Source organism: Acetobacter sp. KSO5 (genome assembly GCF_044094635.1).
GTDB classification, from domain to species: Bacteria; Pseudomonadota; Alphaproteobacteria; order Acetobacterales; family Acetobacteraceae; genus Acetobacter; species Acetobacter cerevisiae.
This window is the reverse complement of sequence record NZ_CP172014.1, coordinates 1,529,883-1,552,532: the sequence shown is the minus strand read 5'-3', so window position 1 is coordinate 1,552,532 and position 22,650 is coordinate 1,529,883. Positions and strand designations below refer to the sequence as shown.

The following is a 22,650-nucleotide window of genomic DNA, read 5'->3' as shown; positions in this document are numbered from 1 at the left end:
ACAGCAACGGGGGCTTTATCATGAAAGTACGTGTAACCGTCATGCTTAAGGAGGGTGTGCTTGACCCGCAGGGGAAAGCCATCGGCCACGCATTGCACACATTGGGTTTCCCGGGCGTGAATGACGTCCGGGTCGGCAAGATTATTGATCTGGATGTTGAGGGCACGGACCGTGCCGCTGTCCAGAAACAGGCCGAAGACATGGCGCGGGATCTTCTCGCCAATCTGGTGATCGAAGACTTCACGGTTGAGGTGCTGGGATGAAGCGTCTCGCCCTGATCGCCCTTGGGGGAGCTCTGCTTGCGCCGACGCTGGCCCATGCTCAGCGCATTTCCCCCATGCAGGCTGGCAACTTTGCCCGCATCTGCACCCGTGCAGCAGGTGCCACCGTGTGTGATGCCTACATCACCGGCGTTGCAGATGCTGTTGCTCTCTCCAAGATCAATGATCGCAACGAAGGAGACGCTTCCGCTCCGGCAGGCTTCTGCGTCCCGACGTCAGAAAATGGTGCCGCCATGCGCGTTAAGGTGCTGGCATGGCTGAAAGCGCATTCTGAAGCGATGTCCAAGCCTGTGGGCGAAAGCGTCTTCAAGGCTCTGCATGACTCTTACCCGTGTAGCAGCGCAAAATGAAAGCAGCGATTGTTGTCTTTCCGGGCACTAACCGGGAGCGCGATATGGCTATCGCGCTGCGGCGTGTAACCGGACATGAGCCCCGCATGGTCTGGCATCGTGATACCGACCTGACCGGGATTGATCTTGTGGTTCTGCCGGGTGGCTTCAGCTACGGGGATTACCTGCGTTGTGGCGCCATGGCGGCCCATTCTCCCATCATGACGGAAATCCGCAGCTTTGCGCAAAAGGGTGGTCATATTCTGGGGGTCTGCAATGGCTTTCAGATTCTGACGGAATCCGGCCTGCTGCCGGGTGCCCTGCTGCGGAACGCTAACCTGCGCTTCCTGTCTCAGGACTGCCATCTGCGTGTGGAACGGACGGATACGCCTTTCACCCATAAATGGCAGAAAGGGGATGTGTTCCGCACGCCTCTGGCGCATGGGGACGGCAACTACACGGCAGACCAGAGCACGCTGGACCGGCTGGAAGGCGAGGGGCTTGTTGCCTTCCGCTATGCCGCGCCGAATGGCCACGTGCAGGCTGACGATGTTGCCAGCAACCCCAACGGCAGCGTGAACAGCATTGCGGGCATTCTGAGCGAAAACACTCGTATTTGCGGCATGATGCCTCACCCGGAAGATCTTGTTGACCCGCTGATGGGCGGCGTAGACGGTCTGCCGCTGTTTGAAGGTCTTGTGGAGGCTCTTGTCCGGTGAAAAAGACCGTTGATGCATCTCTGGCCCAGGAATTCGGGCTGACGGCTGAAGAATACGCGCGCGTTGTCACCATCATGGGCCGCACACCCAGCCTGACTGAGCTGGGTGTGTTCTCGGTCATGTGGTCCGAGCACTGTTCTTACAAATCCTCTCGCAAATGGCTGCGTACGCTCCCCACCAAAGCCCCGTGGGTTATTCATGGTCCGGGTGAGAATGCTGGCGTGGTGGATATCGGGCAGGGCTATGCGGCCATCTTCAAGATGGAAAGCCATAACCATCCGTCCTTTATCGAGCCGTATCAGGGCGCTGCCACGGGTGTTGGTGGTATCCTGCGTGACGTGTTCACCATGGGTGCCCGCCCGATTGCCAACCTGAATGCCCTGCGCTTCGGCAATCCCGAAACACCCCGTACCCGCCAGATTATTGATGGCGTCGTGCGTGGCATTGGCGGCTACGGCAACTGTGTGGGCGTGCCGACCGTAGGCGGGGAGATTAACTTCCACCCGGCTTATGATGGCAACCCGCTTGTCAATGCCATGACGGTTGGCCTTGCGCGTAAAGACCGGATTTTCCTCTCTGCTGCCGCAGGGGTGGGTAACCCGGTTGTGTATGTCGGCTCCCGCACCGGACGTGATGGCATCCATGGCGCCACCATGTCCTCTGCCGAGTTCGACGAAAACGCCATGGCGAAGCGTCCGACCGTGCAGGTTGGCGACCCGTTCATTGAAAAGCTGCTGATTGAAGCCTGTCTGGAACTGATGGCGACGGATGCCATTGTCGCCATTCAGGACATGGGTGCCGCTGGCCTGACCTCATCCGCCGTGGAAATGGCTGGCAAAGGTGGCGTTGGGATTGAGCTGGATCTGGACGAAGTGCCCCAGCGTGAGCCGAACATGACGGCTTATGAGATGATGCTGTCCGAGAGCCAGGAGCGCATGCTCATGGTCCTCAAGCCCGATCGCACGGAAGTCGCCCGCAAGATCTTCGAGAAATGGGAACTGGACTTCGCCATTATCGGGCATCTGACGGAAACCGGCCATATTGTGGTTAAACACAAAGGGCAGGTGGAAGCGGATATTCCGCTGGACCCGCTGGCGGATCAGGCTCCGATCTATGATCGCCCGGCCACCACGCCGGTTGTGCCAGAACCTCTCGGCGCTGTGCATGCCCCGCTTTCTCTGGATGCCGCACTGCTCAAGATGGTGGGGTCGCCGGACCTCGCATCCCGCGCATGGGTATGGAACCAGTATGACAGCACGGTTGGTGGCCAGACGGTCCGCCGTCCGGGCGCTGCTGATGCCGCGATTGTCAAAATTGAAGATACGTCACTGGCACTGGCTATCACGACAGACTGCACACCGCGCTATTGCCATGCTGACCCCAAAACCGGGGGCGCACAGGCTGTGGCCGAAGCATGGCGTAACCTGACAGCGACCGGCGCCCGCCCGCTGGCTGTGACGGACAACCTCAATTTCGGTAACCCGGAAAAGCCGGAAATCATGGGGCAGTTTGTCGCAGCGATTGAAGGGATGGGCGATGCCTGTCGCGCTCTCGACTTCCCGGTCGTGAGTGGCAACGTCTCTCTGTATAATGAGACGCGCCAGCCGGACGGCTCTGCTCTGGCCATTCTGCCCACCCCCGCCATTGGCGCACTGGGTGTGCTGGATGACGTGGAGAAAGCCGTTGGCCTGGAGATGCAGGATGGTAAGGCCGTTGTTCTGGTGGGTGAAACCCGCGGAGAACTGGGCCAGTCCATCTGGCTGCGTGAAGTGCTGGGCCGTGAAGACGGGCCGCCGCCACCGGTTGATCTGGCTGCGGAAAAACGGAACGGTGACTTCGTCCGTCAGGAAATCCTCAGTGGCGCGGTTTCCGCCTGCCATGACCTTTCCGATGGCGGCCTGATGGTTGCGGTTGCGGAAATGGTGATGGCCAGCGGCGTGGGCTGTGAACTGGAAAGCCCGGACAGCGGCATCCGCCCCGAAGCCTTCTGGTTTGGTGAAGATCAGGCCCGCTATCTGGTCTGCGTCGATAATGCCGCAGAGTTCTGCGCCCGTGCAGAGCAGGCCGGTGTTCCGGCTCGTCTGATTGGCCAGTCTGGCGGAAATGATTTGATTTTGCCAAGTGGCGTCACAATATCTGCTGCACGACTTGTTGCCGCGCATGAGGCCTTCTTTCCGGCCCTGATGGCCCGCTGAGTAACTGAAAGGGATCTGTAAGCCATGGCGATGTCCGCCACTGAACTTGAGACGTATCTTCGTCAGGCTTTCCCCGATGCGCAGATCAGGATTGATGATCTGGCCGGGGACGGTGACCATTATTCCTGCTCTATCGTGAGCGAGGCCTTCAAAGGTCTCAACCGCGTGAAGCAGCATCAGCTTGTCTATCAGGCCTTGCAGGGCCATATGGGCGGCAAGCTGCACGCGCTCGCGTTGCAGACGTCTGCGCCCTGAACGGCGTATTTTTCCGCTTTTTTAGCAAGGATCCAGGTTAATGTCGGAAACTGTCAAACAGCAGATCCAGAACGTAATTGATACCAACCCTGTCACGCTGTTCATGAAAGGTGATGCCGACTTCCCGCAGTGCGGCTTCTCCGCACGTGTGGTGCAGATTCTTGAGCATCTGGGCGTACCGTTCAAATCCGTGAATGTTCTGGCTGACGCCGGTATTCGTCAGGGGATCAAGGATTTCTCAAACTGGCCGACCATTCCCCAGCTTTACATCAAAGGGGAATTCATCGGCGGCTGTGACATCGTGACGGAAATGTACCAGTCCGGTGAACTCCAGACCCTGCTGAAAGAAAAAAATATCCCTCTTAAGGCAGCTTCCTGATTTTTTAAGTTGTCAGGCAATCAGAGGGCTGTGTAGTCTGAAAACAGACAAACAGAGGTGGGATATTTTTTGATGATGCGTCTTCCGTTTTTGCGCTGCGCCTTCGCTTTTGTTGGTTTGAGCGCAGGTGTTTTCTCCGTGAACTCTTCAGCGCACGCGGAACGTGTCATTTCCGATCTGGAAGCCAGCAAGCTGACGTTCGCGTCTTTGACTGCTGCGCCCCCGCCGGTTGTTCATGTGCGCCGTGTGAGCCACGTTGTTCGGGCCAGCCACACGCAGGTTGCCTCTCAGCGTGGCGCAACGTCTCGCAACATGGTGCATCTGGTGTCCTATCACCCCACCAAGCGTGCAGTTGCTCACGCAGCAACGCGCCGCCATCGTACCTGAACGTTTGCGCCTCTAAACGTCTTCTAAAAAGCGCGGCTTGCCTCTGGCACCGCGCTTTTTCTACATCTGGCGGATAACGTCTTTCACCCAGTGCAGCGCGTTCTGCTCATCAACCGCTATCAGGTCAAACCGCAATTCTTCGTAAGCCCAGTGCGGGTGGGCTGCTAGCAAACATTCCGCTGCCCTATAAAGCCGCTTTTGCTGAGGGACACCCAGACATTCCGTCGCACCGCGGAGTGTTTTGCGCTTTTTTACTTCTACAAAACAAATCAAGCTGCCCTTGCGCATAACAATATCAATTTCACCACGGCGCGTGCGGGCTCTTTTTAAGAGAATAAGCCAGCCTTCTTTCATGCAAGCAGAGCATACGGCCTCTTCCGCACTCAGGCCATCCTGATAGGCTCTTGATCCTCGCGCCTGCCGGAGCAACCTTTGTCGATTCTGTTCTGGTTCAATGATATCAGGCCTGACTGCCACCGTTTGATTCCTTTCAGGATGCATTTTGCCCCATGACGTTTGATATTCTGCCGCATCTTTCTCTGGTGACAGTCACGATCATTCGTTTTGTGCTGGTGACAAGCGTTGCGTTGCATATCCTTCTGACAAAAAGAAATACCTCATCCGCCATCGGCTGGATTGGCATTTGTGTTCTTATGCCTGCTTTGGGGACTGTTCTCTACGTCATGTTTGGAATCAACCGTGTGCGCCGTCTGGCTAAAAAGCTGGTGAGCGGCCGGTCCTCCCATCGGTTTGAAGAGTCCCATAGCTCATCCTGGAACAGAGAACTGGACGGGCAGTTTGCGCCTCTGGCCATGATGGTCGGCAAGCTGACCAGTCGCCCTCTGGTTGGCGGGAACAAAATCGTCCCTCTGCATGACGGAGACGGCGGTTACCCCTTCATGTTGAAAGCCATTGAAGAGGCCGAGCAGAGCATTCTGCTCTGTTCCTACATTTTTCGGAATGATCAGATTGGCGGTCTGTTTATTGAAAAGCTGATTGCAGCCCAGAAGCGTGGCGTGCAGGTACGCGTCCTCGTAGACGGTATTGGAAGCGGATATTTTCTGTCTCCCGTTTATCGCCGGTTGAGGCGGGCAGGGGTGCCGTGTGGGCGCTTCATGCACTCCATGCTGCCCTGGCGGATGCCGTTCATCAATCTGCGCAATCACCGGAAAATTCTGGTGGTGGATGGCAAGACAGGCTTCATGGGCGGCCTGAATATTGCTGACGAAAATCTGGTTTCCAGAAAACCGCCTCATCCGGTGTCCGATACCCACTTCATGCTGGAAGGACCCGTCGTCAAACAGCTGGCCGAAGCTATCGCGTGGGACTGGTATTTTGTGACGCAGGAGATGCTGGAAGGCGATATCTATTTCAAGGAACACACCAGCACCGGGGAGTCCGTCGCCCGAATTGTGACCGCTGGCCCGGATACTGACCTTGAAAAAATTGAATACACCATGCTGCAGGCCATCACTCTGGCCCGGCGGCAGGTCAGACTAATGACGCCCTATTTCCTGCCGGGGTCACGCGTCATGTCGGAACTCGCACTTGCGGCCTTGCGTGGCGTGCAGGTGGATGTGGTCATTCCGCGTTGCAGTAATCATCCACCTCTGGACTGGGCCTGCTCCGCCAATATCGCGCCCCTGCTGAATGCCGGTGTTCGCGTGTGGCTGGTCAATCCACCTTTCAACCATTCCAAGCTGATGGTGGTGGACCGGGCGTGGTCTTTTGTCGGAAGTTCCAACCTCGATATTCGCAGCCTGCGCCTGAATTTCGAGATCAATATGGAAACCTATGATGTCCTGATGGCAGAAATGCTGGATGATTTCATCTGCCATCACAGAAACCGGCGTCTTACCCACCATGATCTGGATAAACGGAACAAGCTGATCCAGATCCGTGATGCCGCAGCGCGCCTGTTTATGCCTTATCTATGACGCAACAGAGGCCAGTACTTTGATATCCGGCCGCAGCTGAACAGCGATAGGCCGATGGTCTGACGCAAAAACCGGCAGAACCCTCGCACTCAGGCAGCTCATGCCTTCTACCAGACAGCGGTCAATACGGATGGGAACCAGATCGACCATACGATGCGTCGGTGCTTTTGGTCCGACATCTCTGAAGCCCGGCACCAGCGTCGGACCAACAAGGTTGAAGTCCCCCAAAATGGCACACGGTGCTGGCAGAAGTGCAGCAATACGCCGCAGTTGCCGCCGGTTCAGCACCTGCCCGTGGGACAGGTGAACATTGGCCAGAGAGAACGGGCCGTAATCAATAATTTGCGCATGACGTTTGACGACCGCGCCTGACGGAATAGTGCAGGCCCGTGGCGTGCGGGCAAACGGTGTCCGGCTCCAGCAGGCTGGGCCATGAATACGGCCGGGCAGGGGAGCGCGGGCATAGTAGCCGCCCAGAATATCCGACAGCACGTCAATTTCAGCCGTCGCTTCCTGCATCAGAAGAATATCGGGCTTTTCCGCTTCAATCAGGGCGACAACATCATGCACAGTCGCACCCGTTCGTCTCAGCAGGTTCCAGCTGATAATTTTGGTACTGTCATGCTCTGTGGAGACAGGGGGCCGAAGCTGTTTTTTGCGACGGTGCGCATCCATGAGACGGAGAAAATGACGCCTCATGAGGGCTGTCTCCTTTGATCATCAGAAGAAGAATGAGAGGGCGCTTCCTGAGCGGCAAATTCCACAGTCAATGTGAAGCCCACAGCCAGCAGGATCGGCCCCAGAAAAATCCCCAGACCGCCAAAAGCCATTACGCCGCCAATTACCCCCAATACGGTCAGGAGATATGGCAGCTTGCTCCCCCGCGCAATAAACAGCGGGCGGATGACATGGTCGGCCCCGGAAATCAGTAAAAGACCATAGAGAAGGAGCAAGACTCCCTTGCCGACATGATGGTCCGCCAGAAGCCAGACGGATGCCGGCACCCAGACAAGCGGGGCCCCAATCGGCAGAACGGCCAGAAAAGCGGCCAGCACACCAAACATGACAGGTTCGGAAAGCCCGGTCAGCCAGAAGCCAATGCCGGTCAAAATACCCTGAATGATCGCTGTTCCCAGAATGCCATACACGGTGCCTCGTACGGTCCCACCAATAATATGCAGGTGCCGACCAGCATGTGGGCCGGCAATACGGGTTATTACCGCTTTCAACGTGTCGCCCAGAGAAGAGCCGCTGAGCCAGAAAAAGAAGGCGATGAACAAAGCCATCACCAGATGCAGTGCGCCATTGGCGACCTGCATGAAAAGTACCAGCAGGGACTGGATGATATCCCCGGCATAAGGCCTCAGGCTGGCCCCCAGATGGTCAACATCATGGCTCCAGTGTTGCCACTGGCCGGCAAGATCCTGCCCGACCATGGGAATATTTATCAGCCAGCCGGGAGGAGGGGGAAGATGATGGGAAAAACTGAAAAGGGCATTCAACTGCGACGCCCAGCGCGGGCTGGCAGCGATTGTCGTGGACGCCAGAAATGCGAGCGGGATGACAAATCCCACAGCGCAGAGAAACGTCATGATCAGACTCGCAGCCAGAGCGCTCATACGGCGCCTGAGGTGCTGGAACACGGGCCATGTTGCGTATGTCAGAACGCCAGCCCACAAAATAGCTGAGGAAAAAGGGGCAAGAACAATGACGCATCCATAGGCGATGCCGCCAAGCAGCAGAGCCAGCATGATCCGTTCGGTTGTCAGAGTCAGCCCATCCATCATGGGCATAGTAAACCACGGATCCGGGACTTTGTCTGGTCTCTTAAAGCCTTTTCAGCATCGCAACGGGAACATACCGGCACCCGGTATCTGAAATTGTCTTAAGGCAGCATTGACGGGATTTTACAATCTGTTAACTAACGTATTATTAACAATACTATTCGATAAAACATTTTGTTCATAACGTGTTGATTCATAAGGTGGAAACTATGACTGCTGTCACAATGCATCTTGGTGAAATTGGTCAGCAGCTCAGAGCTTTTCGCCTTGAATCCGGCATGCGGGCTGATGAAATTGCGGCCCGTCTGGGTGTCTCCCGCGCAGCGCTATACCGGTATGAAAAAGGCGAAGTCATTAAGCTGGATACCGTCCAGAGGCTTGCTGAACTTCTCAATATCTCGCCTCTGACCCTGCTGGGGGTCGGCATTGAATATTACAGTTGCCCGGATAGTTTTTTCCAAAAAATCACACAGATTGAAGGTGATATTGAACAGATCCTCCAGGTCTCGGATCCAGTCTGCTATCAGGTCACATCACCCGCCTACGATGCTGTCCTGCTGGAAGCGCATGCCAGTCAGCAGGGAAAAGAGGGGGGCGCTCTGATGGATGCGCCAGCCATCCTGGCGCAGTCAAAACGACGCGCACTGTATAGCCAGCGCAAACCGTCCATTATTTCCATGTTGCCAGAAAATCAGATTATCGACTTTCTGGCACATGGCGTGGGGGCTGGCTTTCCCATGTCCCCAACATTGCGGCATAAAGCGCGGCAGGTTGCGGTTCAGGAAATCCGCAACATTATCACCTTGATTGACTCTGTCCCGATGGGACTTCAGTTCAGTGTCATTCCCAAAAACATCACCACAACATCGTGCATTTTCATGCGCCGCAGTGAGCTGATGGCCGTGGCCATCAACCCGTTCCGGACTGACTGCTCTGCAGAAAGCACCGCCGGAATTGCCATGATCACATCCTCTCCGGAAGCCGTAGCGACACATCAGCATATGCTGGAGACTCTCTGGCAGACATCCCTTAAGGGACGAGAGGCCATTGACCGCCTCAAAACACTGGTGGAGCATCACGGAGCTGTCTGAAAAGACAGCTTTTTAAAACTCTGACCAATACCCTTCCAGGCAGACTTGCTTTACCCTCATCGATACTTCGTCGCTGGTCCGGGATTAATGCTATGTCGCCCCTTATTACCGTAAAGACCCTTGCCTGCTGGCAGGGAGAAAGCCCGCTATGTATTCTGGATGCAACAGCGCTTTTGCCCGGAGAAACCAGCAACCCGGATGAGGCTTTTCTGAAAGCCCATATTCCCGGCAGTCTGCGGTTTGATATCGACCTTTTCTCCGACCCGGAAAGCACGCAGCCTCATACTGTTCCGTCTGCTGCGCGCTTTGGCCGCCTGTTTGGCGCTCTGGGCATCAGCAGGTCAACGCGTGTGGTGTTTTATGATCAGGGCAACACCGCCTCGGCGTGTCGGGGCTGGTGGCTGGCCAGATTGTTTGGGCATGATCAGGCCTTTATATTGGATGGTGGCCTTCCGGCATGGCTGCGCGACAATCAGCCAATCGCACAGGGTGCTGCTCTCAGGCCAACGGCTCAGCCCTACGCATGTCATACCCGTTTTGCGCGCCTGAAAGGCCTCGGAGATATGCTGGATATTGTTTCCGGTGCCTTGCAGCCCATTCTGGATGCCCGCTCCGCCGCCCGCTTTTATGGGGAAGTGCCAGAACCACGCCCCGGTCTGGCCTCTGGACACATGCCCGGCGCGATTAATCTTCCTTACAAAAAGCTCCTTGCAGACAATGGGCAGTTTCTCGCCTCCAACCGCGTGCGGGAGATTTTTCTGGAAGCCGGAATGCCGGTGGATAAACCCGCTGTGACAACCTGCGGCTCAGGCATGACGGCAGCCGTCCTGAGTGTGGGCCTTGCGCTGGCGGGTTTTGAGGAAGGCGCGCTCTATGACGGCTCATGGGCAGAATGGGGTGCAACACCAGGCACACCCGTGACGAAAGGATCTTGAACAATGACATCTGACGCCAACGTGACACGCGGCTGGGACAAGCTTTCCTCCATGCTTACCCGCATGGGCAGACCGGAAGCCCAACCTGAAGGCACGCCCGTCAACATGGCCCTCACGCGCGGCTCCACGGTGCTGTTTCCCACGCTGAACGATATGCGCCACCAGGGCCAGAAACGCTTTGACCACGCCTATATTTACGGAGCCATGGGCACACCTGTTCAGCACGAGCTTGAAAAAGCGATTGCGGTCATTGAAGGCGGGTCAGATTGTCAGGTTGTCTCATCCGGGCTTGCGGCCTGCACCACGCCGTTGCTGGCATTCCTGAATGCCGGGGACCATTGCCTGCTACCAGATTCTGTCTATAGCCCGACCCGTCGGTTTGCAGAAAACGTGCTCAAACGCTTTGGCGTGGAAACAACCTATTACCCGCCCTGCGCCTCTGCTGAGACACTGACCGGTCTGATGCAGCCTAACACACGGGTATTGTTTTCAGAAAGCCCGGGCAGCCATACGTTTGAAGTGCAGGATGTTCCCATGCTGGCCCGCGTTGCCCACGCGCATGGGGCCCGACTGATGATGGATAATACCTGGGGCTTCGGCATTTTTGCACCGTTCACGCATGGCGTGGATGTCTCTATTCAGGCGCTGACCAAATACCCCTCCGGTCATTCCGACGTGATCGCCGGGGCTGTTACGGTTGCAAAGGCAGAAGACTGGCATCTGCTGCGAGATACCGCCATTCAGTTGGGCCAGCTTGCCGGGCCGGATGATTGCTGGCTGACCCTGCGCGGCCTGCACACCATGGGGGTACGTCTGTCTCATCAGGCGCGGTCCGCCATGCAGGTTGCACACTGGCTAAAAGACCGGCCGGAAATTGCCCGGATCCTGCACCCGGCCTTCCCCGAATGTCCGGGCCACGAAATCTGGAAGCGTGATTTTACCGGGGCAGGAAGCCTGTTCGGCTTTGTGCTGAAAGACACATTTAGCCAGAGCGCTATGGAAGCCATGATTGATTCACTGAAGCTGTTCGGCATCGGCGCATCATGGGGCGGGTATGAAAGCCTCGTGCTGCCAACCAGCAAAGGCATTACCCGGAACTTCCCGGCAGATGAGGCTGAAGGGCCGTCCATGCGCCTGCAGATTGGACTGGAAAGCCCGGATGATCTGATTGCTGATCTGGAACAGGGACTGAGCGTTTTAAAAGCCCATGGCTAGCAGCGCGCTGGCTGTTTAATCCTGCCCGGAGCGGAGACGAAAGGTCGCGGCTTCGGCCACATGGGGAGACTGAATTTCGGTCTCTCCAGCCAGATCAGCAATGGTGCGGGCAACGCGGATCATGCGGGTATAGCCACGCGCTGAAAAACGGAAGCGTGTTGCCACTTTCTGCGCCAGAGCCTGCGCGGCCTCCGTTATCGGCATCTGTTCCAGAGTGGCCTGCGCATTTTTCATGCCGTCATGTCGGGTATATTGCCGCTGGCGCGCGACCTGCACCCGTTCCGCTACAGGTGCGCTTGCTTCGCCAGACGGGCCGGAAAGATAATCCAGTGGCTCGAACGGCTGCATCGCCACATGAATATCAATACGGTCTAACAGAGGCCCGGAAAGCCGTGCCATGTAATCCTCGCCGCAGCGGGGAGCCTTACGACATTCCTTGCTGGCATCCCCCAGATACCCACACCGGCATGGGTTCATGGCGGCAATAAGCTGGAAACGGGCAGGGTAGGTTACGTGCAGCGCGGCACGGGCAATACTCACACGCCCCGTTTCCAGAGGTTGCCTCAGGGCTTCAAGTGCTGCGCGGGAAAATTCCGGCAGCTCATCGAGAAACAGAACGCCGTGGTCGGCCAGACTAATTTCACCCGGACGCGCCTTGCTTCCGCCACCTACCAGAGCTGGCAAGGTTGCAGAATGATGCGGGTCTCGGAAAGGAGGGCGTCGGATCGGACGACCGTCTTTCAGTAATCCGGCGGCACTATAAATACGCGAGACGTCCAGACTTTCCCTCTGCGTCAGATCAGGCAGCAGACTGGGCAGGCGGGCAGCCAGCATGGATTTTCCAGCCCCCGGTGGCCCGGAAAGCAGAATGGAATGACCTCCAGCGGCAGCAATTTCCAGCGCCCGGCGTCCGGTTTCCATCCCCTTGATCTCAGAAAGATCCGGCAGACGTTCAGAGGATGAGTCTGGCGCGCGTTCGGAGAAAGCCGGTGGCGTGAGAACCTGAAGACCGGTGAAATGATTAATAAGAGTTAGAAGAGTGGGCGCGCCCAGAATGGCAATATCGCCGCCGCAGAGAGCCTCTTCCGCCTGCATGGCCGGACAGATCAGCCCCAGAGACATGGCGGATGCCTCAATGGAGGCAGACAGCACACCAGCCACCGGGTTTAGCCGACCATCCAGAGAAAGTTCACCCAAAGCCGCAAAACGTGACACCTCTTCGTAGGGCAGAACTTCCATGGCGCAGAGCAGAGCGAGCGCTATAGGCAGGTCGAAATGCGACCCTTCTTTAGGGATATCGGCAGGGACAAGATTGATAACAATGCGCTTGGCGGGCAGCGCCATACCCATGGAGGTCAGAGAGGCGCGGACGCGTTCCCGGGCCTCAGCCACAGCCTTGTCAGGCAGACCAACAATCAGAAATGCCGGGAGGCCGGACGAAATCTGGACTTCCACCCAGACAGGTCGCGCCTCTATCCCGGCGAAGGCAAAACTACGGATGCGGGAATTGATCATTCCCGCCCCCGGACCGCCATCAGATCAATGACCCTGATAGATCAGACGGGCACGAATGGTGCCCTCAAGGTCACGCAGAGCGTGGAGGATGGTGTCATCCGTATCCTTGTTTTTACCCGTATCAGCTTCCACAACCACGTAGCCGATCTCACCATCCGTCTGCAGGAACTGCGCCGTAACGTTGCAGGTTTGCTTCAGGAAGATTTCGTTCAGCCTCATCATCATGCCCGGCACGTTGTGGTGCACGTGCATAAAACGGGTGCCGCGCGGGCTCTGCGGGAGCTGCACACCGGGAAAATTAACAGCGCCGAAGGTTGACCCCACATCGGAATATTCGACCAGCTTACGGGCCACTTCCACCCCAATGCGTTCCTGCGCTTCGGCTGTGGAACCGCCGATATGCGGTGTCAGGATGACGTTATCCAGCTCCTTGAGCGGCGTTTCCAGACGATCATTCGGACCTTTGGGTTCCTTGGGGAACACATCGATAGCCGCACCCAGCAGATGCTTGTCTTTCAGAGCCTCAGCCAGCGCATCAAGATCAACCACGTTCCCGCGGGCGTTATTGATCAGGAACGAGCCTTTTTTCATGGCGCGGATCTGTTCAGCGCCCATCATATTTTTGGTTGTCGGGAGCTGCGGCACATGCAGGCTCACCACATCACTCTGGCTCAGCAGGTCTTCCAGCGTATCAACCGGCATGGCGTTCCCATGGCCAAGCTTATCCACCACATCATAGTAAATGACGCGCATGCCAAAAGCTTCAGCCAGAACGGACAGCTGTGAGCCAATGGACCCGTAGCCAACAATCCCGAGCGTCTTGCCGCGCACTTCCCAGCTATTGGCGGCGGATTTGTTCCACAGGCCCTGATGACAGCCAATGGAGCCGGGGAAAATGCGGCGCATGAGCATAACAATCTCGCCCATGACCAGTTCGGCCACAGAGCGGGTATTGCTGTAAGGCGCGTTGAAGACCGGGATCCCGTTCAGCCGGGCTGCTTCCAGATCCACCTGATTGGTGCCGATGCAGAAACAGCCAATGGCAATCAGACGGTCAGCGCCTTCAATTACCTCTTTGGTCAGCTGCGTGCGGGAACGGATCCCCACAACATGGACGCCTTCCAGAGCTTTTTTCAGGGCATCGCCTTCCAGCGCTCCCTTGTGGCGGACCACGTTCTCGTAGCCGCTGGCTTTCAGTAGCGCGACAGCACTATCGTGAACGCCTTCAAGCAGCAGAATGCGGATCTTATCCTTGGGGAGGGACAGTTGCGTGCTCATGAGGAATGACCATACCTGTTGTGCTGAAGCGCAGGCCTATCGCAAAATGCGGTAAATTCATAGGTCTGGCGCAGTGAATCGTTAAAATGAGCGAGCCTGTCAGCCATGCCCGGCGAGAGTGCGCACGGCCTCGGCATGCAGAGCAGGGTCGCCCGCCGCCAGCACGGTTCGGTCTCCATCCGCTCTGAGCGGGCTGCCGTCCCATGCCGTGATTTTACCACCAGCTCCTTCAATAACCGGCACCAGCGCAGCCCAGTCCCACGGGTTCATGTCACATTCTGCAATCAGATCAACCTGCCCGAGCGCCAGCAGGCCATAGGCGTAGCAATCACCGCCCCATGTCATGCGCTTGGCACGGGCTTTCAGCGTTTTCCAGCCTTCATGCGGCGCACTTTCCAGCATTTCAGGCGATGTGCAGGAGAGTTCCGCCTCTGCCAGACGCGGGCAGGGGCGCGTAACCGGCGCACCACCCAGCGGGGAACTGAAACGGGTCGGATGCCCGGTCACACCAATCCAGCGCTCCTGCAGAACGGGCTGATCAATCACCCCCAGCACAGGCTGGCCGTCCCGCAGGAGCGCGATCAGCGTTCCAAACAGTGGCCGGCCCGTCACAAAAGCCCGCGTCCCGTCCACCGGGTCCAGCAACCACCGATACCGGGCGGCGTCATTCACAAGACCGAATTCCTCTCCAAACACCCCATGGTCAGGCAGACGCTCCGCCAGAATGGCCCGCATCACACGCTCGGCTGTGCGGTCTGCAATGGTCACGGGGCTTTCATCCGCTTTATCAACAACGCTGACACCCCGACGAAACCATGGCCGCACCACGCATCGGGCGGCCTCGGCCATCATGATGGCTACGTCCAGAAAGGGGCTCAGATCGTCATCGCTCATGGGTTCACCTTGGGATCGGAAGAAGGAGCGGGGGCTTCGGCATCCCCCAATGTGTGCAGATACGCGATAATATCCGCGCGCTGAGCCGGGTCAGGCAGACCGACCAGAGACATGCGTGTGCCGGGTGCGAACCGGGCAGGGGACGTGAGCCAGTCCGACAAAGCCTGATCTGACCAGACATGCCCATGCTGGCTTTTAAGCGCCGTAGAATAGGAATAGTTGGAAAGCCCCGCAATTCGGCGGCCTGCTACGCCGGAAAGATTAGGCCCAACGCCATCGGACGCACCCTCATTCACGGCATGGCAACTTGTGCAGACCTGATGGACAAGCGCATCGCCTTTTTCAGCATCCGCATGCGCCATGAAAGGGGCAATAGGTTTATTGTCCAAACCGGGGAGAGAAAACGCAGGTTTTGCGGGGGCTGTCTGAGGCACAACAGCTGAGCCTACAGCGCTACACATCCATACGGACACGCCGGAAAGCAGAAAGGCCGCGCCCAGCCGGTTGAGAAACATGCTGTCCATACGAGAAGCCGGGTCCTCCGGTTGCGTTTGGCTCACGCCTTTTCTAGACTGCGCGCCGCTTCCTGTCATGCAGGGCGCTGTGCCAGTTTCGGCAGCGTTTTCACACTGTTTCCAAGGCTATATTCCGTGCCGTATTCCAGAGCAAGCTGATGATCTCCCCGCTTGTCATCATCCCAGCCCGGCTTGCCTCCACACGCCTGCCCGGCAAACCACTGGCCGATATTGCCGGACGCGCCATGATTCTGCGGGTTCTGGATGCCGCGATTGCTGCGGATGTCGGCCCCGTTGCCGTTGCCGCGGCGGATCAGGAAATTTGTGACGTGGTGACACAGGCGGGCGGTCGCGCCGTTCTGACAGACCCGGACCTTCCATCGGGCTCAGACAGAGTCTGGCAGGCAGCACAAGAGCTTGACCCTGAGGGCGAGCACGATGTGATCATCAATTTGCAGGGAGATCTGCCGACGTTTTCCCCGGATGATCTGCGTGCCGTAATGCGCGTGATGCCTAACCCGGCCTTCGATATTGGCACGCTGGTAGCTCCGGTCCTCTCGGAAGACGAAAAACTGGCTGCGTCCGTAGTTAAGGTTGCCTGCCATTTTGACGCAGATACACCCTGCGCTCCGGCCCTGTATTTCTCCCGCACCCCGATTCCGTGGGGTGAGGGGGTGCTGTGGCACCATGTCGGTGTTTACGGCTGGCGACGGGAAGCGCTGAAACGTTTTGTATCCTTGCCGGAATCGGGCCTTGAACGCCGCGAGAAACTGGAGCAGCTTCGCGCTCTGGAAGCCGGGATGCACATTGGCTGCGCACGCATTGACGCAGCCCCCTTTGGTGTGGATACCCCGGCGGACCTGGAACGGGCCCGGCAGCATTTCAAGGCATGACACACGCAATGACTGATAAGATCATCGCCTTTCAGGGGGCCCTGGGCGCCTATTCCGACCTCGCATGTCGCACAGTTAAACCCGGCTGGCGCACGCTACCCTGCAAGACTTTTGCCGGGGCCATAGAGGCTGTTCATACCGGCCGCGCGGATCTGGCCATGCTGGCCTGTGAGAATAGTCTGGCAGGGCGCGTGCCGGATATTCACACACTGCTGCCTGCCTCGGGCCTGCATATTGTGGGTGAGCATTTTCAGCGCATTGAACACTGCCTGCTTGGCGTGCCCGGTGCCAGACTGGAAGATATCAAGCGCGTCCATACGCATCCCGTCGCCATGGGGCAGATCTGCAATCTGTTGCGAGAGCGTGGCCTGACGCCGGTTACGGAGTTTGATACGGCGGGTGCGGCAGAGCTGGTAGCACTGTGGGGCAAAAAAGAGGAAGCCGCAGTCGCCTCCGAACTGGCAGCGGAGCTGAACGGTCTGGAAATTCTGCTCAAAAACGTGGAAGATGCGAAGCACAACACCACGCGCTTCTACATCGCCTCCCGCACGGCGGAGCGCCCCGCCTGCGGCACCCCGCATGTGATGACGACGTTGATTTTTAACGTCAAAAATATTCCCGGTGCGCTCTATAAGGTGCTGGGAGGTTTTGCCACCAACGGCCTGAACATGACGCGGCTGGAAAGCTACATGACAGGCGGAAGCTTTGCTGCAACACGTTTCCTGATGGACGTAGAAGGCCATCCGGAAGAAAACCGGCTGGGCAAAGCTTTGTCAGAACTTGAATTTTTTGCCGAGAACGCCGAAATTCTGGGCGTATACACGCAGTCGCCTTTCCGGCGGCACATGACCGGCGCTCCCTCTGAAGACCAGACTTCAGGGCACGCAGACGCCATTTCGGGATAGACGACAGCTCATGTCAGACACACGCTTTACAGGCTCCATTACCGCTCTGATCACCCCGATGAACCGGGATGGCAGTCTGGATTTCACGTCCTTTGAACATCTGGTGAACTGGCAGATTGAAGAAGGCACGTCCGCCCTCTGCGCCATGGGGACCACAGGGGAAAGCCCGACCCTGTCGCATCAGGAGCATCACGAAGTTATCGAACGCGCCATCAAGGTTTCTGCTGGCCGCGCACCCGTGATTGCAGGCGCAGGCTCCAACAGCACGAGTGAGGCGGTTGATCTGGCGCGCCATGCTGAAAAAGCTGGCGCTTCTGCGGTGCTGGTCGTTACGCCGTACTATAACAAGCCGACGCAAGAAGGCCTTTATCGGCACTTCATGGCCGTTGCGGACGCAATTTCCATTCCGGTCGTGCTGTATAACATTCCGGGCCGCTCGGTGATTGATATCAGCGTGGAAACGATGGCCCGACTGGCGCGCCATACCAATATTATTGGTGTGAAAGATGCCACGGCCAATCTGCTGCGCCCGCTGCAGGTGCGTCGCGCCATCAGCAAGCCTTTCAATCAGCTTTCTGGTGAAGATGGGACGGCCGTATCCTTCCTCGCGGCGGGTGGCGATGGCTGCATTAGCGTCACCTCAAATGTCGCTCCGGCTCTATGCGCCAAGGTTCAGGCCGACTGGCAGGCTGGTGGCGTAGCAGACGCCATCGCCACACAAGATAAGCTCCTGCCGCTGCATGACGCTCTGTTCTGTGAAAGCAATCCGGCACCGGTTAAGTATGCAGCCAGCCTTCTGGGACTGGCCGGGGAAACCTGCCGCTTGCCGCTGGCGCCACTCACCGAACCTTCACGCCGACTGGTCAAAGCGGCGCTGATTGATGTCGGGCTGCTGAACTAAGCCATGGCAAAGAAACCAGCAAAGGCGACCATGATTTCTCATGGTATTGCCGCACAAAACCGCAAGGCGCGCTTCAACTACACCATTACGGAAACCATTGAGGCAGGTCTGGTCCTGAAAGGGGCTGAGGTCAAAAGCCTGCGGATGGGCCGGGCCACGATTGCTGAAGCCTTTGCGGCGGAACGCGATGGGGAGTTGTGGCTGCTCAATAGCTATATCCCGGAATATCAAGGGGGCGTTCTGTCTCGCTTCGATACGCGCGCACCGCGCAAGCTGCTCCTGCACCGCAAGCAGATTGAGAAATTTCTTGGTGCTGTTGCGCGGGAAGGGGCGACGCTGGTTCCGCTGGATATTCACTTCAACGCCCGTGGCTGTGCAAAAGTGACACTTGGTTTGGGTGAAGGCAAAAAGAGCGTGGACAAGCGCCATGCGATTGCGGACCGGGACTGGCAGAGAGACAAGGCCAGACTGCTACGCAACAAAGGGCGGGGAGACTACTAAGTCCCGCACCTCTCCCCTTGGGAGGCAGCAAGCTCCACCCACCCAAGAGGCAGACATAAAAAAAACCCCGCACAAGGCGGGGTTTTCTCGTTTTATACGGTTTGTATAAAACTTAGTCTGCGTCGATTGCAGCGGCTTCCGGGCCTTTCTGACCCTGAACAACCTTTACATTCGTGACCTGACCTTCGTTGAGGCTAGCCAGACCAGAGCGCTCCAGAGCAGAGGCGTGAACAAAGATGTCCTTGCCGCCGCCATCAGGCGTGATGAAGCCGAAGCCTTTGGTCGCATTGTACCATTTTACGGTACCGCGCACTTCTTCAGCAGAGGAAAGATCCGGGGCCGGACGCGGAGCGCGACCACCAAAACCACCAGCGCGCGGTGCACCACCAAAGCCACCGGGAGCACGCGGGCGTTCCGGCTGAGCTGTGCTTTCGTCAACGGAAATGACTTCTGCAACCTGACGGCCCTTTGGACCCTGACCGATGCGCACGGACAGGGTGGCACCGGGGCTTACGCCGTCGTGACCAGCCTGGGACAGGGCATTGGCATGCAGGAAGACATCGCCGGAACCGTCAGACAGTTCAACAAAGCCGAAACCTTTTTCGCTGTTGAACCATTTGACAGTCGCTCCGATTTCCGGACCGGAAGCGATAACCTGCGGGCCGCCACCTCCTGCGGGTCTGCGCGGAGCGTATCCGCCACGGTCACCACCGCCAAAAGCGGGGCGTTCGCCATAGGAAGGCGTTGACATAAAATCATCGTCAAATCCGCCGCGGCGCGGAGAACGAGAGCTGCGGTCGGTCCTGTTACTTCTCAACGGTCTTGATCCTGGAGCATGGAGAAGGCATTTGCTTCTCCAGATATTGAAAAATGGGCAGAGTGGTCTGCAACCACACCCAATCATGGCTTACCATACCGGGTGTGGCGTCGCTATAGAAAAGCATGAAATCGGGCCGGGTTTCATCTCTTTTCCAAGCTATAACATTTTTGTGACAATCAAAGCGTAAATAGAGGCTGACTGAACATCCTGCAAAGCGGATAGCTGGGAATCAGGGTTTCTTGTTGCAGCGTAATCAACTAAAGAAAATAAAACTGACTCTGCATTGGCAGAACGAGAGGAAAGCTATGTCCGCCGTCATGAAATTACCCCACGTGAGGTATATTGCTGCCGCAACCCTTATGCTGGCTGGTAGCGCTCTTGCTTCTCGCTCTGCGCATGCAACGCCCTTGCAGGACAAGCAGGGCACCTGGACTCTGCAGGGAGAAAACGACGCCGTTTCCACCCTGAAAGGCACGTCTGACCAGTACTATACCAGTGGCCTGCGGCTGAACTGGACGTCTGGCACCGATACGCTCCCCACACCCATTGCCGCCATCAACAAGGCAATCTGGGGAAATGGGGTGCAGCGCATCAGCATGGGCCTGCAGCAGATGATCTTTACCCCGCGCGATACGCAGTCCGGCAGCCCGTGGGCACCCGGGCAGCAGCAATCAAGCCTTCTGCGGGACCGTCCGTATTCCAGCCTTCTGCTGGGCACCATCAACCTGATTAATGATACAGACACGACACGCAGCGTGTTTGGCATTCAGGGCGGTGTGATGGGGCCAGCTGGCCTGGGGCGTCAGCTTCAGAATGGCTTCCATGGCGCCATTGGGGACACCAAAAATCAGGGCTGGAAGCATCAACTCCAAAACCAGCCGATTTTTCAGGTGCAGGGTGGCCGGACCTGGCGTCTGCCGCTGGTCAACCTTGGCCCGGTCCAGTTTGATACGCTGCCCTCAGCTGCCGCCGCGATTGGTGATTACCAGATCTACGGCAAAATCAGCGACATGATCCGCTTCGGGCAGGGGCTTGATAGTGACTTTGGTGTGCCGACCATTCAGGCCGCCGGCACCGATGGTACAGATGCCTATAAGGCGACACGCCCCGTTGCCTGGTACTTCTTTGGCGGGGTGACCGGTGAGGCCGTGGCGTATGATGCGTCCCTCGAAGGCAACACCATGCGCGGCAATTCCCTGCACGTGAACAAGAAATGGGATGTGGGCGAAATTCACGCAGGCCTTGCGGTCATGTTCTATGGCCTCCGCGTGTCCTACAGCCAGGTCTGGCAGACTCAGCAGTTCGATGGCGCAAAATCAGGCCTCTTCAACTACGGGTCGCTCATGGTTTCAGCGAAATTCTAAGGAAGATGATCACAAAAAGAACAATTGCTTAAAAAATAGGCATTAATTTTCTGTAATTGTTCTTTTTTTGTGGTTTTTGCGCAACTTTATGAAGTTTCTGCCTCATTCTGAGGCGCAGATCCACGTTTTAGCTTGGCGTTAAGGAAACCGTCCTTTTACATTTGAATACAGAAAGACCCTCTGGTGTTCGATGGAAATGGAAATTCTGATGCCGCGTAAGAATGATGCCTCATCTGTCAGCAATGTTATCCCGTTCCAGATGGAAATCTTGTCGGGCCACCGGGAATACCTGTCCCGCTGGGTTCATGCCGGACACCCGATGGGCGTCTGTGATGCCGACATCTTTTCCGTCGAACAGCGGCAGGCTGGCGTATCTTCTGGCTACGTTCTGATCTGGGTGCGGGAAACTGCAGACCCTGCCTACAAAATCTACTCCCGCGGGAACAGCTGGGTGGTGATGGACGCCATTCGGGAAAATGTTCTGGGCCAGTTCCGGTCTTTTGCGGACGCCCTGCACATGGTGCGCCCGGTGCTGCCCCGCCCGGAGAAAATTGTGGCGGCATGACATAAAAAGTGGCCCTATACCGCCGCGCTTTCTCCTCAAACACGGTCTTTTTCTGTAACACTCTGATGCTCCCGCATCAGGGTGTTTTTTATTGGCGCCTCTCCTTGTCGCAACATGGCATCAGGGTGGCGCTGCGTGCCACAAGAAGGGCAGTAAAGCGATTTCAGGGATTGCGCATCCGCTCTTCTCCTGCTGCAAGGTCTCAGCAAGACCTGCAAGCCTGACCTTAAGGAAGATGATATGACGACGATAACTCTCGCCCACCCAGACTCAACAGTTCATGAGGCGACAGCGGCGGCTATCATCCGGGTTCTGGAAGCAAATGATGTAGAGCCGGAAATTGTCATCGGCCCGAAATCTGCTCTGGCTGAGATGCTGAAAAACGGGGAGGTCGATCTCTACGTTTCCGCATGGCTGCCGGATGATTCCGACCTGCTGGCACCGGGCGTCACCCCGCTCGGCAAGCTGTTCCAGCCGAGCGCATGCTGCTGCATCTCACGCGAAAATGGGCCTGTTGTCTCCCTGAGCGACGTGGCGCAGGCCGGGCCGGAGCTTTCCCGCACCATCATCACCCCGGCATCGCTGCAGAAGCACGTTGAGCAGATGCTTGCAGACTACGCACTTACAGACGCTGGGTTTACCCTCAAAGTTCTGCCTGACGAGGAAGCTCTGGCCTCCATCACAGCGGCGTTAAACAGCAAAGACTGCATTCTTATGCCGCTTGTTCAGCCTTGTTTCCTGTTCCATCAGGGCGGCTTTCGTATTCTGTCCGACCCCAAAGGCAGCATGGGCAAAGAGCAGGAAGCCCGCATGCTGATGCGTCCCGGTCTTGCTGACGACATGGATCAGGATTTGCAGGATGAGCTGGACGAACTGATGCTGAGTGTGAAAGTGATCAGTGCCATGGATTTCGCCATGCGCACAGAAGGCCTGACAGCGGATGAAGCTGCCGAGTCCTGGCAGCGAGGTAAACTGTTGCCGCGCTAAAGGGG

General features: G+C 57.2%; 26 protein-coding genes. 18 read left to right on the top strand and 8 right to left on the bottom strand.

Features of this window, described 5'->3' with window-relative positions; translation table 11 throughout:
- The first annotated feature begins 20 nt into the window (after positions 1–20).
- The 7 genes from purS (at position 21) to ACHQGU_RS07060 (ending at position 4,545) form a co-directional block, all read left to right on the top strand.
- Positions 21–263, top strand: a complete 243-nt coding sequence (gene purS / locus ACHQGU_RS07090; RefSeq protein ID WP_043552652.1) for a phosphoribosylformylglycinamidine synthase subunit PurS — start codon at positions 21–23, stop codon at positions 261–263.
- Positions 260–631 (top strand): Rap1a/Tai family immunity protein, encoded by a 372-nt coding sequence (locus ACHQGU_RS07085; protein ID WP_062251146.1) that lies wholly within the window; start codon positions 260–262, stop codon positions 629–631. The genes purS and ACHQGU_RS07085 overlap by 4 nt, the downstream gene beginning before the upstream one ends.
- Entirely contained in the window at positions 628–1,329 is a 702-nt protein-coding gene (gene purQ / locus ACHQGU_RS07080; protein ID WP_062251145.1) for a phosphoribosylformylglycinamidine synthase subunit PurQ, read from the top strand. Before ACHQGU_RS07085 ends, purQ begins: the two co-directional genes overlap by 4 nt.
- The gene (purL, locus tag ACHQGU_RS07075) at positions 1,326–3,524 is read left to right on the top strand and encodes a phosphoribosylformylglycinamidine synthase subunit PurL (protein WP_395496300.1); all 2,199 of its coding nucleotides are present in this window, start codon (positions 1,326–1,328) and stop codon (positions 3,522–3,524) included. Before purQ ends, purL begins: the two co-directional genes overlap by 4 nt.
- Positions 3,525–3,548: 24 nt before the next feature.
- The gene (locus ACHQGU_RS07070; protein WP_043552646.1) at positions 3,549–3,779 is read left to right on the top strand and encodes a BolA/IbaG family iron-sulfur metabolism protein; all 231 of its coding nucleotides are present in this window, start codon (positions 3,549–3,551) and stop codon (positions 3,777–3,779) included.
- Between the two features lie 40 nt (positions 3,780–3,819).
- On the top strand, positions 3,820–4,158 hold the full coding sequence (grxD, locus tag ACHQGU_RS07065) for a Grx4 family monothiol glutaredoxin (RefSeq protein ID WP_062140289.1): 339 nt from the start codon (positions 3,820–3,822) through the stop codon (positions 4,156–4,158).
- Positions 4,159–4,296: 138 nt separating this feature from the next.
- The gene (locus tag ACHQGU_RS07060; RefSeq protein ID WP_231866176.1) at positions 4,297–4,545 is read left to right on the top strand and encodes a hypothetical protein; all 249 of its coding nucleotides are present in this window, start codon (positions 4,297–4,299) and stop codon (positions 4,543–4,545) included.
- A 60-nt stretch (positions 4,546–4,605) separates the two neighbouring features.
- Here the strand turns inward: ACHQGU_RS07060 and ACHQGU_RS07055 are convergent, their stop codons facing one another.
- Positions 4,606–5,022 (bottom strand): YraN family protein, encoded by a 417-nt coding sequence (locus tag ACHQGU_RS07055; protein ID WP_395496299.1) that lies wholly within the window; start codon positions 5,020–5,022, stop codon positions 4,606–4,608.
- Positions 5,023–5,066: 44 nt separating this feature from the next.
- On the opposite strand from ACHQGU_RS07055, the gene cls reads away from it, so the two are divergent.
- Positions 5,067–6,482 (top strand): cardiolipin synthase, encoded by a 1,416-nt coding sequence (gene cls / locus ACHQGU_RS07050; RefSeq protein ID WP_395496397.1) that lies wholly within the window; start codon positions 5,067–5,069, stop codon positions 6,480–6,482.
- On the opposite strand, the gene ACHQGU_RS07045 is transcribed toward cls, so the two are convergent.
- Positions 6,477–7,181, bottom strand: a complete 705-nt coding sequence (locus tag ACHQGU_RS07045) for an endonuclease/exonuclease/phosphatase family protein (RefSeq protein WP_062140281.1) — start codon at positions 7,179–7,181, stop codon at positions 6,477–6,479. The genes cls and ACHQGU_RS07045 overlap by 6 nt on opposite strands.
- On the bottom strand, positions 7,178–8,269 hold the full coding sequence (locus tag ACHQGU_RS07040; protein ID WP_395496396.1) for an AI-2E family transporter: 1,092 nt from the start codon (positions 8,267–8,269) through the stop codon (positions 7,178–7,180). The genes ACHQGU_RS07045 and ACHQGU_RS07040 overlap by 4 nt, the downstream gene beginning before the upstream one ends.
- A gap of 206 nt (positions 8,270–8,475) precedes the next feature.
- Here ACHQGU_RS07040 and ACHQGU_RS07035 point away from each other — a divergent pair, with 206 nt between their 5' ends.
- From ACHQGU_RS07035 to metC, 3 genes are all read left to right on the top strand, one after another.
- Positions 8,476–9,357: a helix-turn-helix domain-containing protein gene (locus ACHQGU_RS07035; protein WP_253553531.1), complete on the top strand. Its 882-nt coding sequence runs from the start codon at positions 8,476–8,478 to the stop codon at positions 9,355–9,357.
- A gap of 92 nt (positions 9,358–9,449) precedes the next feature.
- Positions 9,450–10,292, top strand: a complete 843-nt coding sequence (locus ACHQGU_RS07030; protein ID WP_395496298.1) for a sulfurtransferase — start codon at positions 9,450–9,452, stop codon at positions 10,290–10,292.
- Positions 10,293–10,295: 3 nt separating this feature from the next.
- Positions 10,296–11,507 (top strand): cystathionine beta-lyase, encoded by a 1,212-nt coding sequence (metC, locus tag ACHQGU_RS07025; RefSeq protein ID WP_395496297.1) that lies wholly within the window; start codon positions 10,296–10,298, stop codon positions 11,505–11,507.
- A gap of 15 nt (positions 11,508–11,522) precedes the next feature.
- Here metC and ACHQGU_RS07020 read toward each other — a convergent pair whose 3' ends face one another.
- From ACHQGU_RS07020 to ACHQGU_RS07005, 4 genes are all read right to left on the bottom strand, one after another.
- Entirely contained in the window at positions 11,523–13,022 is a 1,500-nt protein-coding gene (locus ACHQGU_RS07020) for a YifB family Mg chelatase-like AAA ATPase (RefSeq protein ID WP_395496296.1), read from the bottom strand.
- A gap of 24 nt (positions 13,023–13,046) precedes the next feature.
- On the bottom strand, positions 13,047–14,300 hold the full coding sequence (serA, locus tag ACHQGU_RS07015) for a phosphoglycerate dehydrogenase (protein WP_062251135.1): 1,254 nt from the start codon (positions 14,298–14,300) through the stop codon (positions 13,047–13,049).
- 99 nt (positions 14,301–14,399) lie between these two features.
- Positions 14,400–15,194 carry an inositol monophosphatase family protein gene (locus ACHQGU_RS07010; RefSeq protein ID WP_395496295.1) on the bottom strand — a complete coding sequence of 265 codons (795 nt, stop codon included), beginning with the start codon at positions 15,192–15,194 and terminating at the stop codon, positions 14,400–14,402.
- Positions 15,191–15,754, bottom strand: coding sequence for a cytochrome c family protein (locus ACHQGU_RS07005; protein ID WP_231866175.1), 564 nt, complete (start codon positions 15,752–15,754; stop codon positions 15,191–15,193). Before ACHQGU_RS07005 ends, ACHQGU_RS07010 begins: the two co-directional genes overlap by 4 nt.
- Positions 15,755–15,867: 113 nt before the next feature.
- Here ACHQGU_RS07005 and ACHQGU_RS07000 point away from each other — a divergent pair, with 113 nt between their 5' ends.
- The 4 genes from ACHQGU_RS07000 to smpB are packed head-to-tail and all read left to right on the top strand — an operon-like array spanning position 15,868 to position 18,909.
- A complete protein-coding gene (locus ACHQGU_RS07000; RefSeq protein WP_395496294.1) occupies positions 15,868–16,602 on the top strand; it encodes a 3-deoxy-manno-octulosonate cytidylyltransferase in 735 nt (244 codons plus the stop codon).
- Between the two features lie 8 nt (positions 16,603–16,610).
- On the top strand, positions 16,611–17,507 hold the full coding sequence (locus ACHQGU_RS06995) for a prephenate dehydratase (protein WP_062140257.1): 897 nt from the start codon (positions 16,611–16,613) through the stop codon (positions 17,505–17,507).
- Between the two features lie 10 nt (positions 17,508–17,517).
- Positions 17,518–18,408, top strand: coding sequence for a 4-hydroxy-tetrahydrodipicolinate synthase (gene dapA, locus ACHQGU_RS06990; RefSeq protein ID WP_253553512.1), 891 nt, complete (start codon positions 17,518–17,520; stop codon positions 18,406–18,408).
- 3 nt (positions 18,409–18,411) lie between these two features.
- Positions 18,412–18,909: an SsrA-binding protein SmpB gene (gene smpB, locus ACHQGU_RS06985; RefSeq protein WP_062140253.1), complete on the top strand. Its 498-nt coding sequence runs from the start codon at positions 18,412–18,414 to the stop codon at positions 18,907–18,909.
- A gap of 112 nt (positions 18,910–19,021) precedes the next feature.
- Here smpB and ACHQGU_RS06980 read toward each other — a convergent pair whose 3' ends face one another.
- The gene (locus tag ACHQGU_RS06980; RefSeq protein WP_082779481.1) at positions 19,022–19,726 is read right to left on the bottom strand and encodes a cold-shock protein; all 705 of its coding nucleotides are present in this window, start codon (positions 19,724–19,726) and stop codon (positions 19,022–19,024) included.
- A 320-nt stretch (positions 19,727–20,046) separates the two neighbouring features.
- Between ACHQGU_RS06980 and ACHQGU_RS06975 the strand changes: the two genes are divergently transcribed.
- From ACHQGU_RS06975 to ACHQGU_RS06965, 3 genes are all read left to right on the top strand, one after another.
- Positions 20,047–21,093, top strand: coding sequence for a lipid A deacylase LpxR family protein (locus tag ACHQGU_RS06975; RefSeq protein WP_156470213.1), 1,047 nt, complete (start codon positions 20,047–20,049; stop codon positions 21,091–21,093).
- Positions 21,094–21,283: 190 nt separating this feature from the next.
- Entirely contained in the window at positions 21,284–21,658 is a 375-nt protein-coding gene (locus ACHQGU_RS06970) for a hypothetical protein (protein ID WP_231866173.1), read from the top strand.
- Between the two features lie 240 nt (positions 21,659–21,898).
- Positions 21,899–22,645: a glycine betaine ABC transporter substrate-binding protein gene (locus ACHQGU_RS06965; protein ID WP_395496293.1), complete on the top strand. Its 747-nt coding sequence runs from the start codon at positions 21,899–21,901 to the stop codon at positions 22,643–22,645.
- The last annotated feature ends 5 nt before the right edge of the window (positions 22,646–22,650 follow it).

Bases quoted from the DNA above. Each gene is read 5' to 3' on its own strand.
- ACHQGU_RS06995 (WP_062140257.1), top strand. From the start codon at position 16,611: ATGACTGATAAGATCATCGCCTTTCAGGGGGCCCTGGGCGCCTATTCC.
- serA (WP_062251135.1), bottom strand. From the start codon at position 14,300: ATGAGCACGCAACTGTCCCTCCCCAAGGATAAGATCCGCATTCTGCTG.
- ACHQGU_RS07030 (WP_395496298.1), top strand. From the start codon at position 9,450: ATGTCGCCCCTTATTACCGTAAAGACCCTTGCCTGCTGGCAGGGAGAA.
- ACHQGU_RS07020 (WP_395496296.1), bottom strand. From the start codon at position 13,022: ATGATCAATTCCCGCATCCGTAGTTTTGCCTTCGCCGGGATAGAGGCG.
- smpB (WP_062140253.1), top strand. From the start codon at position 18,412: ATGGCAAAGAAACCAGCAAAGGCGACCATGATTTCTCATGGTATTGCC.
- ACHQGU_RS06965 (WP_395496293.1), top strand. From the start codon at position 21,899: ATGACGACGATAACTCTCGCCCACCCAGACTCAACAGTTCATGAGGCG.
- ACHQGU_RS07035 (WP_253553531.1), top strand. From the start codon at position 8,476: ATGACTGCTGTCACAATGCATCTTGGTGAAATTGGTCAGCAGCTCAGA.
- ACHQGU_RS07070 (WP_043552646.1), top strand. From the start codon at position 3,549: ATGGCGATGTCCGCCACTGAACTTGAGACGTATCTTCGTCAGGCTTTC.
- ACHQGU_RS07000 (WP_395496294.1), top strand. From the start codon at position 15,868: ATGATCTCCCCGCTTGTCATCATCCCAGCCCGGCTTGCCTCCACACGC.
- ACHQGU_RS07040 (WP_395496396.1), bottom strand. From the start codon at position 8,269: ATGATGGATGGGCTGACTCTGACAACCGAACGGATCATGCTGGCTCTG.
- grxD (WP_062140289.1), top strand. From the start codon at position 3,820: ATGTCGGAAACTGTCAAACAGCAGATCCAGAACGTAATTGATACCAAC.
- ACHQGU_RS07085 (WP_062251146.1), top strand. From the start codon at position 260: ATGAAGCGTCTCGCCCTGATCGCCCTTGGGGGAGCTCTGCTTGCGCCG.
- purQ (WP_062251145.1), top strand. From the start codon at position 628: ATGAAAGCAGCGATTGTTGTCTTTCCGGGCACTAACCGGGAGCGCGAT.
- ACHQGU_RS06970 (WP_231866173.1), top strand. From the start codon at position 21,284: ATGGAAATGGAAATTCTGATGCCGCGTAAGAATGATGCCTCATCTGTC.
- metC (WP_395496297.1), top strand. From the start codon at position 10,296: ATGACATCTGACGCCAACGTGACACGCGGCTGGGACAAGCTTTCCTCC.
- purS (WP_043552652.1), top strand. From the start codon at position 21: ATGAAAGTACGTGTAACCGTCATGCTTAAGGAGGGTGTGCTTGACCCG.
- dapA (WP_253553512.1), top strand. From the start codon at position 17,518: ATGTCAGACACACGCTTTACAGGCTCCATTACCGCTCTGATCACCCCG.
- ACHQGU_RS06975 (WP_156470213.1), top strand. From the start codon at position 20,047: ATGAAATTACCCCACGTGAGGTATATTGCTGCCGCAACCCTTATGCTG.
- ACHQGU_RS07010 (WP_395496295.1), bottom strand. From the start codon at position 15,194: ATGAGCGATGACGATCTGAGCCCCTTTCTGGACGTAGCCATCATGATG.
- ACHQGU_RS07045 (WP_062140281.1), bottom strand. From the start codon at position 7,181: ATGAGGCGTCATTTTCTCCGTCTCATGGATGCGCACCGTCGCAAAAAA.